Source organism: Glutamicibacter protophormiae (assembly GCF_014647495.1).
GTDB lineage: Bacteria > Actinomycetota > Actinomycetes > Actinomycetales > Micrococcaceae > Glutamicibacter > Glutamicibacter protophormiae.
This window is the reverse complement of sequence record NZ_BMPH01000034.1, coordinates 1-985: the sequence shown is the minus strand read 5'-3', so window position 1 is coordinate 985 and position 985 is coordinate 1. Positions and strand designations below refer to the sequence as shown.

Below are 985 nucleotides of genomic sequence, written 5' to 3'. Positions count from 1 at the left end.
TGTGGTGATTGTACTCGTGAATCCACCCCGGCAGAGCTTCCCTGCGCGCTGATTCACTGCCGTAGAACTTGGCATACGCCCACCCGTCATTCAGCGTCCGATGGAACCGCTCGACCTTGCCATTGGTCTGCGGCCGATAGGGCCGGGTCCGCTTCGGCACCACGCCCAGCTGTTGACAGGCATCACGCCAGGCCTGGGAGCGGTAGGCCGACCCGTTATCACTGAGCACCTTCTGAACGGTGACCTGCCGGGCTGCGAACCATTGCACCGCTCGCTGGAGCACGCCGATGGCGGTGACCGCCTTTTCGTCCTGGTGGATCTCGGCATAGGCGATGCGCGAGTAGTCATCGATGACGGTATGCACGAACGCCGTGCCCAGCCGGGGGTGTCCGCTGGAGGTCCGCTTCCCGGTGCGGTTCGCGGTGAGCCGCGAGTTGCGTTCCCCGGCTTGCCGCCCTAGGAACCGGTGTCCGCCGCCGTCGGGGATGTTGCCGAATTTGGTGACGTCCACGTGGATCATGGCCCCGGGATAGGGGTGTTCGTAGCGGCGGATCTTTTCGCCGGTGACCCGGTCGATATAGCGCAGCCGGTTGATCCGGCACCGAACCAGGACCGCGTGCACGGTCGAGGCGGCCAGCCCCAGCCGGTAGGCGATCTGCACTGGGCCCAGGCGCTTGCGCCAGCGCAGGGCCACGATCTTCTTCACCACCGAGGTGGTAGTGCGGTTCGGGCTGGTGTGTGGCCGGCTGGAGTTGTCGTTCATTGCCGTCGGGCCGTGCTCGCGGTAGCGCAGTTCCCACCGTCTGGCGGTGGGCCAGGAAACCATGAACAGCTTGGCTGCGGCGGCGACGCTCCATCCGTCCTCGACGATGAGCCGGGCCAGTCGCAAACGTGCTTTGGGGGTCAGTGCTGCGTTAGCGTGGGACATGAAGGTCTCCTGTGTGTGAAGCGGTTTCTTAGACAGCTCCACTCCACCTCAGGAGGC

At 65.2% G+C, this 985-nt stretch carries 1 protein-coding gene; it reads right to left on the bottom strand.

Going from position 1 to position 985, the window contains the following annotated elements; translation table 11 throughout:
* Positions 1-928: IS481 family transposase (locus IEY43_RS18005; RefSeq protein ID WP_188950403.1), on the bottom strand; the 928-nt coding region annotated here is incomplete at its 3' end.
* Positions 929-985 lie beyond the last annotated feature (57 nt).